Consider the following 13,980-nt stretch of genomic DNA (forward strand, 5'->3'; position numbering starts at 1 on the left):
TAGATCTCGGCCTTCGGCTTGCCCGGCATGATCGTGCAGAGAAAATCCACGTACGCGGAGGGCACGCCCATGTCGACGAGGAAATACGAGTGCGAGAAGCTGAAGATGATCTGCAGCAGGTCGCGGCGCAGCAGCACGGTGTCGAGCGCGAGCAGGCCCGGGCGCACGTGGCGGATCGGCACCGCGAACGGCAGCATGCGATCGGCGTTGATGATGCGGCCGACGATGTACGCGCTCTTGTTGCGGAAGAACAGCGACGACAGCACGTGGATCTGGAAATTCGGCGCGGCGTCGAACTGGCCGAATTCGTCGCTGATCGCCTGCATCACGCAGCCGATGTCGCGCGTGAGATCCTCGAACGGCGGCTCGAGCTGGAAGTTCGTGACGATGCGCTCGAGCGTGGCCGCGAGCCCGTCGGTGCCCGGGTAGTACGCGCGATAGGTCGGCTTTGCGGCCGGCTCGTCGTTCTCGAGGTATTCGGTAGAGATCGCGGGCCGCACGAAGATGAAATCGTTGCTGAAATAGGAGCGGTGCAGGATCTTGCAGCACACCGAATTGAAGAACGTTTCCGCGCACTCGGGCTGGCGGTGCGACGTGAGCAGGCCGATGTAGTGCAGCTTGATCTGCTGCCACACCTCGTCGTCGATGTTCTCCGCGTCGTATTCGTCCTCCAGCAGCTCGACGCACTCCTGCACGCGATCGTCGTACGACGTGATCCGCTCGCGCGCGAGCCGCTGCAGACCGTGCCAGTCGGCGCGCTCGAATAGCGTCTTCGCCTCGACGGCGGCTTCCCGGAAGATCCGGTAGTGGCGGTCGAAGTATTCGAGCATCGTCTGCGCGACGTCGAAGCCGATTTGCGACGACAGCAGTTTGGGGAAGTGATTCATCGCGTGCAGGCTCGTTGAAGAGGGGCTGTAAGCACTCGCCATTTTAGCGCCCAAGTCGGCGTTTCAAGGACTTTCGGGGTCCGGCGCCCAAGCGCCGTCAATGGGCGGGTTGCTCGCCGTTGCACGCCGTTCGGTGCATCTTCGCGTAAAGATACGGGTACGGAACCGATTCTGACACGAACTTTTTTTGGCCGTCCGGCGCGCGCCGGCACGCGTTTCGCGCGACGGCGATAGAATCGACGCGATGCCCGCCGCGGCATGCCGCGCGCTCCTGCACTTGCATTCGCACCCGCGCCCGCATTCGCATTCGCACCGATAACGACGAGACACCCCACCGATGAACGCACTGGAACACCAACTCGACTATCCCTTCGCCGACACGCTACCCGCCGCGGGCGACACGTTCGAGGTCGCGCCCGGCGTGCGCTGGCTGCGCATGCCGCTGCCGTTTTCGCTCGATCACATCAATCTCTGGCTGCTGCGCGACGAGATCGACGGACAGGCCGGCTGGACGATCGTCGACTGCGGTATCTCGTCGGATGCGATCCGTACGCACTGGGAACAGATCTTCGACACGCATCTCGACGGGCTGCCGGTGCTGCGCGTGCTCGTCACGCATTGCCATCCCGATCACTTCGGCCTGGCGAACTGGATCTGCGAAGGCGGCGACCGGCGCCGCTGGAACGTGCGGCTGTGGATGACGCTCGGCGAATACATGTTCGGCTGCCTGATGGCGGCCGGCAACGGCTCGAACGCCGGCGGCGCGGCCGCCGCCGATCACTTCGCGCGTCACGGGCTGACCGATCCGGCCGCGCTCGACAAGCTGCGCAACCGTCGCAGCTATTACTCGGACCTCGTGCCGGCCGTGCCGCCGCGCTACCGGCGCCTGCGCGAAGGCGACCCGGTGACGATCGGCGCGCGCACGTGGCGCGTCGTCACCGGCTACGGCCATTCGCCTGAACATTGCGCGCTCTACAGCGAAGCGGACGGCGTGCTGATCTCCGGCGACATGGTGCTGCCGCGCATCTCGACCAACGTGTCCGTGTTCGATCTCGAACCGGAAGCGAACCCGCTCGCGCTGTACCTCGAATCGCTCGGCCGCTACGAGACGATGGCGCCCGACACGCTCGTGCTGCCGTCGCACGGCAAGCCGTTCCGCGGCGTGCGCACCCGCATCGCGCAACTGCGCGCGCACCACGACGCGCGGCTCGACGAAGTGCGCGTCGCCTGCGCGGAGAAGCCGGCGAGCGCCGCCGACATCGTGCCGATCATGTTCCGCCGCCGCGAGCTCGACATCCATCAGATGACGTTCGCGCTCGGCGAGGCGCTCGCGCACCTGAACCTGCTGTGGCTTGCGGGCGAACTCGTGCGCGAGCAGGGCGACGACGGCGTGATTCGCTTCGCGCGGGCCTGAGCGCTGCCGGCCCGACGTTCCCTCGTTTTCAGCGTTCAACCCGGTCCGTGCCGTTCCAACAACGCGAAATCCGTCGTCCCTATCGGCAAAGGCCTGCTCGAATCGGAGCGGCTCGTCAGGCAGCGGTTCGTCGAATCGGACATCACGCGAAACGACGAACGACCGTGAGCGTCAATCACGCGACGGGTTCGTAACGCCACCCGTCGCGCTGCCATTGCATCGTGTGCGTCGGCGCGAGCGCCGCGAGAAACGCGGCGTCGTGCGACGCAACCACGAGCGCACCGGGGAAGCCGGCCAGCGCGGCTTCGATCGCGCGCACCGATTCGAGATCGAGGTGATTGGTCGGCTCGTCGAGCAGCAGCAGCTGCGCGGGCGTGCCGCGCCACAACGCGCACGCAAGCGCGGCCTTCAACCGCTCGCCGCCGCTCAGGCGCTGCACCGGCTGCGTCGCGCGCGCGGCATCGAGCTGCAGCAGCGCGAGCCGGCTGCGCAGGTCGCCTTCGGCGAGCGGCGTAGCGAGGCTGCCCAACTGGTCGACGATCGAGCGCTCGCGATCGAGCAGCGCGAGCCGCTGGTCGAGATACGCGGCGCTCACGTGCGTCGCGCACGTGCCCGCGCGCGGCGCGAGTTCGCCGGCGAGCATGCGCAGCAACGTCGATTTTCCGCAGCCGTTCGGGCCCGTCAGCGCGATGCGCACCGGGCCGCTGGCCGACCACGTGATCGCGTCCGCGCGCCCGGCGGTGCGCCACGGCAGTCGGGCGCGCTCGAGCGTGAACAGCTGGCGGCGCGCGCTGACCTCGGTGCCCGGCAGCGACACGAGCACCGGCGCGTCGGCTTCGACGCGCGCGGCTGCGTCCTGCACGCGTTCGTCGAGCGTCGCCTTGAACGCGCTCTGGTCGCGGCGCACCTGCCCCATGATGTTGCGCGCGGCGCCCTTGCGCCGCTGCTTCGCGCCCGACGACAGGTTGGCCGTCTTCGCATCGCGCAGCGAGCCGGCCGCGTGGCGCTGGATCGTGTCGTGTTCCTGTTCGAGCCGGCGCCTGGCGCGCCCGCGCTCGGTGCGCGCATGCTCGAGCGCGGCCTGCGCGGCATCCTGTTCCGCGTCGCGTTGCGCGCGATACAGCGCGTAGTTGCCGCCGTAAGTACGCACGCCGTGCGGCGTCAGCTCGACGATGCGCTGCACGTGCGCGAGCAGCGCGCGGTCATGGCTGACGATCACGACGCCGCCGCGCCAGCCGTCGAGCGCCGTGCGCAGCCACGCGCGGCCCGGCGCGTCGAGGTGGTTGGTCGGTTCGTCGAGCACCAGCAGCCCGGCCTCCGAGAGCAACGCGCCGATCAGCGCGACGCGCGCCCTCTGGCCGCCGCTCAACGCATGTGCCGGTGTATCGGCGCGCACGTCGTGCAGGCCGGCCGCGTCGAGCGCCGCGCGCAGCCGCTCGGCGAGGTCCCAGCGATCGCCGATCAGGTCGAAGTCGTGTGCGCTCGCGCGGCCGTCCGCGAGGCGTGCGAGGGCCGCGAGCGGCGCATCGAGCGCGGCGAATTCCGCGACGGTCCGCGTGGTGTCCGGTGCGTCGTCGTGCTGCTGCGCGACGTAGACGACCGACGTCTGCCGGTCGATCGCGCCCGCGCTCGGCGTGCGCCGGCCGGCGATCAGTTGCGCGAGCAGGCTCTTGCCGGCGCCGTTGCGGCCGACGATGCCCGTCGGCGTGCGGTCGATGGAAAGGTCGAGCGAATCGAACAGCGTGACGCCGTCGTCGAAGCGGAAGGAAACGTGATGAAGCGCGACGAGCGCGCCGGTCGGCGTGGCAGCAGCCATAAGCACCTCCGAAAATGCGTGAAACCCTTCGCGCGCGGCGTGCGAGGCACGGCGGCGAAAACATTTTTGGGAAGGCTTAGTTGTTCACTTCGGCTGGCGTCCGGTATGAGGAATGAGCGCGCAGTGTAGCAAGCGCGGCGCGCGGGCCGCAAGCGACGGGCCGGGGCGCCGTCGCTTGCGCGCCACGCGCGGTTACTGCACGGCGACTGCCGCGAAGTTCTGCCGGCCGAACGGGCTGACGTGATAGCCGCTCACGTTCGCACGCGTGAGCGCGGCCGCGGTCGGGTAGCCGAGCGGAATCCACAGCGCCTCGTCATGGATGATCTTCTGCGCCGATTCGTACAGCTTCGCGCGCTTGCTCTGGTCGGCGGTCGACTTGCCGTCGGCGATCAGCTTGTCGAGCTGCGCGTCGCAGAAGCGCGCGAAGTTGATGCCCGACTTCACCGCGTTGCAGCTGAACAGCGGCGACAGGTAGTTGTCCGGATCGCCGTTGTCGCCGGCCCAGCCCATGAACAGCATGTCATGCTGGCCGAGCTTCGCCTGCTTGATCAGCTCGCCCCACTCGATCACCTTCACCTCGGCCTTCACACCGATCTTCGCGAGGTCGGCCTGCAGCAGTTCCGCGCCGGCCTTCGGGTTCGGGTTCAGCACGCTGCCGGTCGGGCGCGTCCAGATCGTCGTCGAGAAGCCGTTCGGGAAACCGGCCGACGCGAGCAGCTGCTTCGCCTTCGCGGGATCGTACGTATACGGCGCGACGTCCTTCGCGTAGCTCCACGTGTTCGGCGGATACGGGTTGTTCGCGGCCGTCGCCGTGTTGTCGAACACCACCTTCAGGTAGGTCGCGCGATCGAACGCGAGGTTCAGCGCCTCGCGCACCTTGTCGTTGTCGAGCGGCTTCTTCTGCGTGTTCAGCGCGACGAACGCGGTCATGAACGCGGGCGTCTGCACGACCTTCAGCGCGCCTTCGCCCTTCGCGGCGAGCACGTCCTGCGGTTTCGGCGACAGCGCGATCTGGCATTCGCCGGCCTTCACCTTTTGCATGCGCACCGACGGGTCGGGCGTGATCGCGTAGATCAGCCGGTCGACCTTCGGCTTCGCGCCCCAGTAGGCCGGGTTCACGTCGTAGCGGATCAGCGCGTCCTTCGTGTAGCTCTTCAGCACGAACGGGCCGGTGCCGACCGGCTTCGCGTTCAGGTCGGCCTGCTTGCCGGCCTTCAGCAGCTGGTCCGCGTATTCGGCCGAGTAGATCGACGCGAAGCCCATCGTCAGGATCGGCACGAACGTCGCGTTCGGCTCGTTCAGCACGAACTTCACCGTGTTGTCGTCGACCTTCGTGACCGACTTCACGAGTTTCACGAGGCCCATCGACTGCGCGTGCGGGAAGCCGCTCGCGCCGGCCACCTTGTGCCACGGGTTCGCATCGTCGAGCATCCGCGAGAACGTGAACACGACGTCGTCCGCGTTCAGCGGGCGGCCCGGCTTGAAGTAGTCGGTGGTCTGGAACGCGACGTTCGGGCGCAGATGGAACGTGTACGTGAGGCCGTCGGCGCTCGCTTCCCATTTGTCGGCGAGCGCGGGCACGACCTTCTTCGCCGCTTCGTCGTACGACACGAGCGTATTGAAGATCACGTCGGCCGATGCGTTGGTCGTGACGAGCGAGTTGTACTGCACGACGTCGAAGCCGTCCGGGCTCGATTCCGTGCAGACGGTGAGCGGCTTGGCGGCGGCGAGGCTGGGGGCGGCGAGGGCGGCGGCGGCGGCGGCCGCGGCGAACAGCTTGACGTGCATAGGTTCTCCCACGTTGCTTGTGATTTTTGCTGGGTGTCGGAATGCGGGCGTGGCCCGGTTACAGGCGGGGCCGGCGCGGCTGGCGGATAGCATACCGTCAAAGCGCGCAGTGCGTGAAAAAAGGCGCCGGAACGCAGCGAATTGAGCGAGAAACGGCTGCGTTCGCGACGGAATGCGTGCTGGGGCGGCGCAGCGGCGGGGAGATGAGACAGGCGCGACGGCGAACGACCGGCGGCCGAGATGGGGGGCGGGGAGAGCGCAGGCCAAAGCGGATCGGCGAGGATCGGTGCTGATCGACGCGAATCGCCGAATCACCGAATCACCAGAATCGGCAGAATCGCCGCGCCAGCTGCGGCGAGTCGTGTGGAAGGAGGAGCGATGCGTGCGACGTTGGCGCCGCACTCAATGCGCGCCGGCCTTCGGCTTGCGCGGCGCCTTCTCGAACAGGCGGTCATAGAGCCAGCGCGGCAGCACGTGCAGCACCTTCGCGACGACGCCCATCTGCCACGGAATCACGCGGAACGCGTGCTGCCGCGCGATCGCGCGCGCGGCGCGGGCCGCGAAGCGGTCGGCGTCCATCAGGAACGGCATCCGGTACGGGTTGTGCGCGGTCATCGGCGTGCGGATGTAGCCGGGCGCGATCGTCACGACGCCGACACCGGCCGGGCGCAGTTCGACGCGCAGCGCCTCGAGATACTTGATCGCGGCCGATTTGGACGCGCTGTACGCGCCGGACCCGGGCAGGCCGCGCACGCCGGCGACGCTCGCGACGCCGACCAGCGTGCCGTGGCGCGCGGCCGTCATCGGGCCGACGAACGGCTCGAACGTCGCGACCATCCCGTAGTAGTTGATGTCCATCACGTTGCGGAACGTGGCGAGATCGCCCTGGCCCGTGACGGCGCCCTGGCTGATGCCAGCGTTCGCGATCACGACGTCGGGGCAGCCGTGCGCGGCGATGAACGACGCGGCGGCCGTCGCGAGCGCGTCGGCGTCGCGCACGTCGGCGGAATAGACGGAGACGGACAGCTTGGGAAAGCGTCGCGCGAACGCATCGAGGGCATCGGTGCGGCGCGCGACGAGGGCGAGCGTGGCGCCCTGGCGGGCGTATTCCTCGGCCATCGCGAGGCCGAGCCCGCTCGACGCGCCGGTGATGAAGACCTTCAGCGGAGTAGTCATGCCGGCGCGCGGGCGGGGATCAGAGCTTCTTGTCCTGAACCTGCTTCACGAGGTAGTCGAGCACCTGCGCGGTACCCGGGATGCTGTTCGTGTAAGCCGGGCCCGTCTTGTACTTGCCCTGGACCACGATCGTCGGCACGCCGTCGATCGCGTAGTTCTTCAGCAGCTCGGCCGACTGCTTCACCTGGCCCTGCACGCTGAACGAGTTGTACGCGTCCATGAACTGCTTCTTGTCGACGCCCTGCGTCGCCAGGAAGTCGGCCTGCGCCTGCGGCGTCAGCAGGTAGTTCTTCTGCTTGTGGATCGCGTTGAAGATCGCCGGCGTGACCTTCTCCGAAATGCCGAGCGCCGACACCGCGTAGAACAGCTTCGAGTGCGGGAGGAAATCGTCGCGGAAGGCGACCGGCACGCGCTTGAAGTCGATGTTGTTGCCCTGCTTCTTCACCCAGGCCTCGACCGTCGGCTCGAATTCGTAGCAGTGCGGGCAGCCGTACCAGAAGAACTCGATGACTTCGACCTTGCCGGCCGGCGCGGACACCGGCTGCGGCGACTTCATCACCTCGAAGTCCTTGCCGGACACCGGTGCCGCGGGCGAAGCCTGGGCGAAGCCGGCTGCGGCCAGGCCGAGGGACAGAAGGAGCGTGCTAAGCAGTTTTTTCATGTTGTGGACGTCGAATCAGTTGCTCGGGTTACGAAACGTAACGGGTTCTGCGTGGGCGCGGCCGGTTGCTTACTGCTTCGTGAAACGGATCACCGCCGTGTCGACACCTGCATCGGACAGGCGCTGGCGGGCCGAGTTCATATCCTCGAATTTCGAGAACGGGCCGACGCGCACGCGGAAATAGGTCACGCCGCTGACATCGCGCTTCGACACCTTCGACTCGAAGCCCTGGAAGCCCAGCCGCGCGCGCTGCTGCTCGGCGTCGCCTTCCGTCTTGTACGCACCGACCTGCAGGAAGTAGCCGGTGTTCGCGTCGCTTGCGGTCGGCGGCTTCGCTGCCGCGGCGGACGTCGCGGACGGCGCCGGCTTCGGCGTGTTCGCGGCCAGTTGCTGTTGCTGCTGTTTCTGCGCGGCAGCCTGCTGCGCCTGCTTCTGCGCGGCGAAGCGCGCGAGGTCGTCCTCGCCGCCTTGCTGCTGCTGTTGCTGCTGCTGCGCCTGTTGCGTCTTCTTCGGCGGCGGCGGGTTGTCGGCCGGCTTCGGCGCGACGGCGACGCCATTGCCCGACGACGCGTTGTTCGATGCGGTGGTGTTGCCCGAGCCGCTGGCGTTGCCGGAGCCGTTCGTGTTGCCCGACGGCGGCACTTCGACGATCTGCGGTTCGGGCAGCAGGCCGCCCTGGGTCTGGTTCGCGGCCTGGCCCGGCGCGGTGTTGGGCGGCGCGGATTGCGCGGCCTGCGGCACCGGCTGGCCGGGCGTCTTGCCTTGCAGCGCGCGGTTCGGGTCGAACTGCTGCGGCTGGCTCGCGGCGTTGTCGGCCGGCGGCGGCGCGACCTTCGACACGAACGGCGACGGCGACCGCGTGATGTAGAGCGCCACCACCACCGCGATCGCGAGGCCGACGATCAGGCCCAGCACGATTCCAAGAAATGTCCCTCCGGCTTGTTTCGATTGCTTCGAAGTTCGGCGTGGTTGTGCCATTGCTTGAGTCACCTGCAAAAAGAATCGTGAAAAGGCTGCGACGGGCATCCGGCGGCGGGTGCTCCCGTCGCAGGCGCGCCTGCCGCAGCCATTCGCTGCCCGGTCCGGGCCGCTTACATCTTGGCGGGCGCGGACACGCCGAGCACCGCCAGGCCGTTCTCGAGCACTTGCCGGGTCGCGGCGAGGAGCGCGGCGCGCGCGTTGCGCGGCGCTTCGTCGTCGACCAGCACGCGCTCCGCATTGTAGAACGAGTGGAATTCACCAGCGAGATCGCGCAGGTAGAACGCGACCGCGTGCGGCGCCAGTTCGTTCGCCGCGTGCGTGAGCATGTCCGGATACTCGGCGAGCTTCTGCATCAGCGACACGGCCTGCGGGCTCGTGAGCTGCGACAGGTCGGCACCCGGCAACTGCGCCGCTTCGACGTTGTAGCGGGACTTCAGTTCGTTGAGCACCGAGCAGATCCGCGCATGCGCGTACTGGACGTAATAGACCGGGTTCTCGTCGTTCTGTTTCAGCGCGAGGTCGATGTCGAACACGAATTCGGTGTCGGCCTTGCGGGAGATCAGGAAGAAACGGACCGCGTCGCGGCCGCGCGTGATGGTCGCCTCGTCGATCAGGTCGGGGGCCGCTTCCTGGCCCGGCGTCGCGCCGCCCGACCATTCGATCAGGTCGCGCACCGTCACGTAGCTGCCCGCGCGCTTCGACAGCTTCACTTCCTGGCCGTCGCGCATCACGGTGACCATCTTGTGCAGCACGTAGTCGGGATAGCCCTTCGGGATGCCGATGTGCAGGCCCTGCAGGCCCGCGCGCACGCGCGCGATCGTGCCATGGTGGTCCGAACCCTGGATGTTGATCACCTTCGAGAAGCCGCGCTCCCACTTCGTCACGTGGTACGCGACGTCCGGCACGAAGTACGTGTACGTGCCGTCCGTCTTGCGCATCACGCGATCCTTGTCGTCGCCCTCGTCGGTCGTGCGCAGCCACAGCGCGCCGTCCTGCTCGTAGGTCATGCCGGCCTTGATCAGCGCGTCGACCGTCTTCTCGACCCGGCCTTCGCTGTACAGCGACGACTCGAGGTAGTACTGGTCGAATTTCACGCCGAACGCCTGCAGGTCCATGTCCTGCTCGTGACGCAGGTACGCGACCGCGAACTTGCGGATCGCGTCGAGATCGTCGATGTCGCCCGCGCCGGTGACCGGCTCGCCGTCCTTCGCGGCAACCGTCTCGCGGTTCAGGTAGTCGCGTGCGATGTCGGCGATGTATTCGCCGTTGTACGCGGCTTCCGGCCAGCCCGCGTCGCCCGGCTTCAGGCCGCGCGCGCGCGCCTGCGTCGAGATCGCGAGGTTGCCGATCTGCACGCCGGCGTCGTTGTAGTAGAACTCGCGGTGCACCGCGTAGCCCTGGCTCGCGATCACGTTCGCGAGCACGTCCCCGAGCGCCGCCTGGCGGCCGTGGCCGACGTGCAGCGGCCCTGTCGGGTTGGCCGACACGAATTCGAGCAGCACCTGCTTGCCCTTTTCGCGATCCGACGTGCCGAACGCGCGGCCCTGGTCGAACACGGCGGCGATCACCGCCTGCTTCGCGGCGGCCGTCAGGCGCAGGTTGATGAAGCCGGGGCCGGCGATTTCGGCCGCGTCGACGAGCCCTTGCGCGGCCGGCTGGGCCGTGAGCGCGGCGACGATCTGCTCGGCGAGCTGGCGCGGGTTCGTGCCGAGCGGCTTGGCGAGCTGCATCGCGACGTTGCACGCGACGTCGCCGTGCGCGGCGACCTTCGGGCGCTCGAGCGTGATGGCCGGGGCGACGAACGCTGCGTCGGCGCCTTTCAGCGCGTGTGCGACCTGCGTGACGCTATCCGCGAGCAGGGCTTCGAGGGTCTGTTTGTGAGCTGGCAGCATGCTGGTAGAAGGCTTCGTTGGTGGCGGCCGGAAACGCCGGCCGGCCGGCGCGCTTTTTAAGCGCGCGTTTCAGGGATCGCAGAATTTTAACAGGTGCTAATATGCCGCTCAGGCGCCCCGCGTCCGCGAGGCCGGACGCCGGCCTGCCGGCGTCCCCCAACCGCGCCGCGCAGGCACAACAAGATGAAAAGGGAATAGTCATGATTACGTTCAAGAGCAAGGCGGCACAGGATCTCGACGTGCTGAAGGATTTCGCCGTATACGTGCTGGGCCTCGTCGGCAAGCAATTGGGCGAACGCGGTGTCATTACGCACGACGAACTGGACCACGCGATCGCGAAGCTGGAAGGCGCGGTCGCGCAGGCGAAGCAGGAGCGTGCCGAGCACGCCGGCCATTTCCACGAGGACGAAGACGACCACGCGCACCACGAAGTGCCGCCGAGCCTGGCGCAGCGCGTCGCACCGTTCCTGACGATGCTGCGCGAAGCGAAGGCCGGTCAGGCCGACGTGCACTGGGGCTTCTGAGCCGCGTTGCCCGCCTGACCCGATCGCGAGATCGCAAAGGCGCATGAAAAAGCCCGCTCGATGCGGGCTTTTTGATTTCGTCTGATCAAAAGGGCGGCGAACCGCCCCGGTCGTGCCCGGATCAAAGTTGCGGCGCGAGCGCGCGGCGCGCGTCGTCGAGCGACAGCTGCATTCGTTGCGCGTAGTCGTCGAGCTGATCCTGCCCGATTTTGCCGACCGAGAAGTAGCGGCTGTCCGGATGCGCGAGATAGAAGCCCGACACACTGGCCGCCGGCAGCATCGCCAGCGAATCGGTCACGCTCATCCCGATTTCGTCCGCGTGCAGCGCGGCGAACATGTCGCGTTTCACGAGGTGGTCGGGGCAGGCCGGGTAGCCGGGCGCCGGGCGGATGCCCGCGTACTTTTCGGCGATCAGCGCGTCGTTGTCGAGCGTCTCGCCGCTCGCATAGCCCCACAGCTCGCGGCGCACGCGCGCGTGCATCGCTTCGGCGAACGCTTCCGCGAAGCGGTCGGCGAGCGCCTTCAGCATGATTGCGCTGTAGTCGTCGTGGTCGGCTTCGAACTGCTTTTCCTTCACGTCGACGCCGAGGCCGGCCGTCACCGCGAACATGCCGATGTAGTCGGCGACGCCCGATTCCTTCGGCGCGATGAAGTCGGCAAGCGAGCGGTTCGGGCGCATCACGCCGTCGACCACCGGACGCACGCTCTGCTGGCGCAGGTTGCGCCACGTCATCAGCACTTCGGAGCGCGACTCGTCGGTGTAGATCTCGATGTCGTCGTCGTTGACCGTGTTCGCCGGCAGCAGCGAGATCACGCCGTTCGCGGTCAGCCAGCGGCCCTGGATCAGGCGCGCAAGCATCGACTTCGCGTCGGAGAACACGCGCCGCGCCGATTCGCCGACGATCTCGTCGTTCAGGATCGCCGGGTACGGGCCCGCGAGATCCCAGGTCTGGAAGAACGGGCCCCAGTCGATGTAGTTCGCGAGTTCGTTCAGGTCGTAATTCTTGAACACGCGGCGGCCGATGAACTTCGGCTTCACGGGCTGGTAGCCCGCCCAGTCGATCTTCGTCTTGTTCGCGCGCGCCTGCTCGAGCGTGACCATCGGCTGCGCCTTGCGGTTTGCGTGCTGGTCGCGGATCCGTTCGTAATCGGACTTCAGCTCGTCGAGGTACTTCGCCGCGCCTTCGTCCGACAGCAGGTTCGACGCGACCGACACCGAGCGCGACGCGTCCGGCACGTACACGACCGGGCCTTCGTAGTGCGGCGCGATCTTCACGGCCGTGTGCACGCGCGAGGTCGTCGCGCCGCCGATCAGCAGCGGGATCTTCTTCACGCGGAAGTAGTCGTCGCGCTGCATTTCGGACGCGACGTACGCCATTTCCTCGAGGCTCGGCGTGATGAGGCCCGACAGCCCGATGATGTCCGCGCCCTCGACCTTCGCCTTCGCGAGGATCTCGTTGCACGGGACCATCACGCCCATGTTGACCACTTCGAAGTTGTTGCACTGGAGCACGACCGACACGATGTTCTTGCCGATGTCGTGCACGTCGCCCTTCACGGTCGCGATGACGATCTTGCCCTTCGCGCGCACGTCGCCGCCCGCTTCCGCGAGCAGCCGCTTTTCTTCCTCGATGAACGGGATCAGGTGCGCGACGGCCTGCTTCATCACACGCGCCGACTTCACGACCTGCGGCAGGAACATCTTGCCCTGGCCGAACAGGTCGCCGACGATGTTCATCCCGTCCATCAGCGGGCCTTCGATCACGTTGATCGGGCGTCCGCCGGCCGCGGCGATCTTCGCGCGGACTTCCTCGGTATCCTCGACGATGAAGTTCGTGATGCCGTGCACGAGCGCATGCGAAAGCCGCTTCTCGACCGGCTGGTTGCGCCACTCGAGGTTCTCTTCCTTCTTCGCGCCGCCCGCCTTGAACTTGTCGGCGATCTCGAGCAGTCGGTCGGTCGAATCGTCGCGGCGGTTCAGGATCACGTCCTCGACGCGCTCGCGCAGCTCCGGATCGAGATCGGCGTACACGCCGAGCTGGCCTGCGTTCACGATACCCATGTCCATGCCCGCCTGGATCGCGTGATACAGGAACACGGTGTGGATCGCCTCGCGCACCGGGTCGTTGCCGCGGAACGAGAACGACACGTTCGACACGCCGCCGCTCACCTTCGCGTACGGCAGGTTCTGCTTGATCCAGCGGGTCGCCTCGATGAAGTCGACCGCGTAGTTGTTGTGCTCCTCGATGCCGGTCGCGACCGCGAAGATGTTCGGGTCGAAGATGATGTCTTCCGGCGGGAAGCCGACTTCGTTCACGAGGAAGTCGTACGAGCGCTTGCAGATCTCGGTCTTGCGTGCGTAGGTATCGGCCTGGCCCGTCTCGTCGAATGCCATCACGACCGCGGCCGCGCCGTAGCGGCGGATCAGGTTCGCGTGGCGGCGGAACGCGTCCTCGCCTTCCTTCAGCGAGATCGAGTTCACGATCGCCTTGCCCTGCACGCACTTGAGGCCGGCTTCGATGACTTCCCACTTCGACGAGTCGATCATGATCGGCACGCGCGCGATGTCCGGCTCGGACGCGATCAGGTTCAGGAAGCGCACCATCGCCGCCTTCGAATCGAGCATCGCCTCGTCCATGTTGATGTCGATCACCTGCGCGCCGTTCTCGACCTGCTGGCGCGCGACCGCGAGCGCCTCGTCGAACTGGCCGTTGAGGATCATCCGCGCGAATGCCTTCGAGCCGGTGACGTTGGTGCGTTCACCGACGTTGATGAAGAGCGTTCCGGACGTGACGTTGAACGGCTCGAGGCCGGCAAGGCGCATCATGTGATCGGTCATGG

10 protein-coding genes are annotated in these 13,980 nt (G+C 67.3%); 2 read left to right on the plus strand and 8 right to left on the minus strand.

Annotated elements, in window-relative coordinates:
• The coding region (locus DIE02_RS21385) for an isocitrate dehydrogenase kinase/phosphatase AceK regulatory subunit (protein WP_185702644.1) at positions 1-887 on the minus strand (887 nt) is incomplete at its 3' end.
• A gap of 337 nt (positions 888-1,224) precedes the next feature.
• Between DIE02_RS21385 and DIE02_RS21395 the strand changes: the two genes are divergently transcribed.
• Positions 1,225-2,301 (plus strand): MBL fold metallo-hydrolase, encoded by a 1,077-nt coding sequence (locus DIE02_RS21395; protein ID WP_044846184.1) that lies wholly within the window; start codon positions 1,225-1,227, stop codon positions 2,299-2,301.
• Positions 2,302-2,476: 175 nt separating this feature from the next.
• On the opposite strand, the gene DIE02_RS21400 is transcribed toward DIE02_RS21395, so the two are convergent.
• The 6 genes from DIE02_RS21400 to argS all read right to left on the minus strand — a co-directional run bounded on the left by DIE02_RS21400 (position 2,477) and on the right by argS (position 10,615).
• Complete coding sequence (locus DIE02_RS21400; RefSeq protein WP_124486576.1) at positions 2,477-4,117, minus strand: ABC-F family ATP-binding cassette domain-containing protein; 1,641 nt, start codon at positions 4,115-4,117, stop codon at positions 2,477-2,479.
• A gap of 192 nt (positions 4,118-4,309) precedes the next feature.
• Entirely contained in the window at positions 4,310-5,905 is a 1,596-nt protein-coding gene (locus DIE02_RS21405) for an ABC transporter substrate-binding protein (protein ID WP_124486575.1), read from the minus strand.
• 402 nt (positions 5,906-6,307) lie between these two features.
• Positions 6,308-7,081, minus strand: coding sequence for an SDR family oxidoreductase (locus tag DIE02_RS21410; protein ID WP_044846187.1), 774 nt, complete (start codon positions 7,079-7,081; stop codon positions 6,308-6,310).
• Positions 7,082-7,100: 19 nt separating this feature from the next.
• Positions 7,101-7,742 (minus strand): thiol:disulfide interchange protein DsbA/DsbL, encoded by a 642-nt coding sequence (locus DIE02_RS21415; RefSeq protein ID WP_044846188.1) that lies wholly within the window; start codon positions 7,740-7,742, stop codon positions 7,101-7,103.
• A 69-nt stretch (positions 7,743-7,811) separates the two neighbouring features.
• The gene (locus DIE02_RS21420; protein ID WP_124486574.1) at positions 7,812-8,720 is read right to left on the minus strand and encodes an SPOR domain-containing protein; all 909 of its coding nucleotides are present in this window, start codon (positions 8,718-8,720) and stop codon (positions 7,812-7,814) included.
• Positions 8,721-8,833: 113 nt separating this feature from the next.
• Positions 8,834-10,615 (minus strand): arginine--tRNA ligase, encoded by a 1,782-nt coding sequence (gene argS, locus DIE02_RS21425; protein ID WP_124520661.1) that lies wholly within the window; start codon positions 10,613-10,615, stop codon positions 8,834-8,836.
• Positions 10,616-10,815: 200 nt separating this feature from the next.
• On the opposite strand from argS, the gene DIE02_RS21430 reads away from it, so the two are divergent.
• On the plus strand, positions 10,816-11,139 hold the full coding sequence (locus tag DIE02_RS21430) for a DUF1840 domain-containing protein (RefSeq protein ID WP_044846191.1): 324 nt from the start codon (positions 10,816-10,818) through the stop codon (positions 11,137-11,139).
• Positions 11,140-11,260: 121 nt separating this feature from the next.
• On the opposite strand, the gene metH is transcribed toward DIE02_RS21430, so the two are convergent.
• A complete protein-coding gene (gene metH / locus DIE02_RS21435) occupies positions 11,261-13,978 on the minus strand; it encodes a methionine synthase (RefSeq protein WP_185702645.1) in 2,718 nt (905 codons plus the stop codon).
• Positions 13,979-13,980 lie beyond the last annotated feature (2 nt).

The organism is Burkholderia sp. Bp8991 (genome assembly GCF_003853795.1).
Taxonomy (GTDB): Bacteria; Pseudomonadota; Gammaproteobacteria; order Burkholderiales; family Burkholderiaceae; genus Burkholderia.

Bases quoted from the DNA above. Each gene is read 5' to 3' on its own strand.
- DIE02_RS21420 (WP_124486574.1), bottom strand. From the start codon at position 8,720: ATGGCACAACCACGCCGAACTTCGAAGCAATCGAAACAAGCCGGAGGG.
- DIE02_RS21410 (WP_044846187.1), bottom strand. From the start codon at position 7,081: ATGACTACTCCGCTGAAGGTCTTCATCACCGGCGCGTCGAGCGGGCTC.
- DIE02_RS21405 (WP_124486575.1), bottom strand. From the start codon at position 5,905: ATGCACGTCAAGCTGTTCGCCGCGGCCGCCGCCGCCGCCGCCCTCGCC.
- metH (WP_185702645.1), bottom strand. From the start codon at position 13,978: ATGACCGATCACATGATGCGCCTTGCCGGCCTCGAGCCGTTCAACGTC.
- DIE02_RS21415 (WP_044846188.1), bottom strand. From the start codon at position 7,742: ATGAAAAAACTGCTTAGCACGCTCCTTCTGTCCCTCGGCCTGGCCGCA.
- DIE02_RS21395 (WP_044846184.1), top strand. From the start codon at position 1,225: ATGAACGCACTGGAACACCAACTCGACTATCCCTTCGCCGACACGCTA.
- DIE02_RS21400 (WP_124486576.1), bottom strand. From the start codon at position 4,117: ATGGCTGCTGCCACGCCGACCGGCGCGCTCGTCGCGCTTCATCACGTT.
- argS (WP_124520661.1), bottom strand. From the start codon at position 10,615: ATGCTGCCAGCTCACAAACAGACCCTCGAAGCCCTGCTCGCGGATAGC.
- DIE02_RS21430 (WP_044846191.1), top strand. From the start codon at position 10,816: ATGATTACGTTCAAGAGCAAGGCGGCACAGGATCTCGACGTGCTGAAG.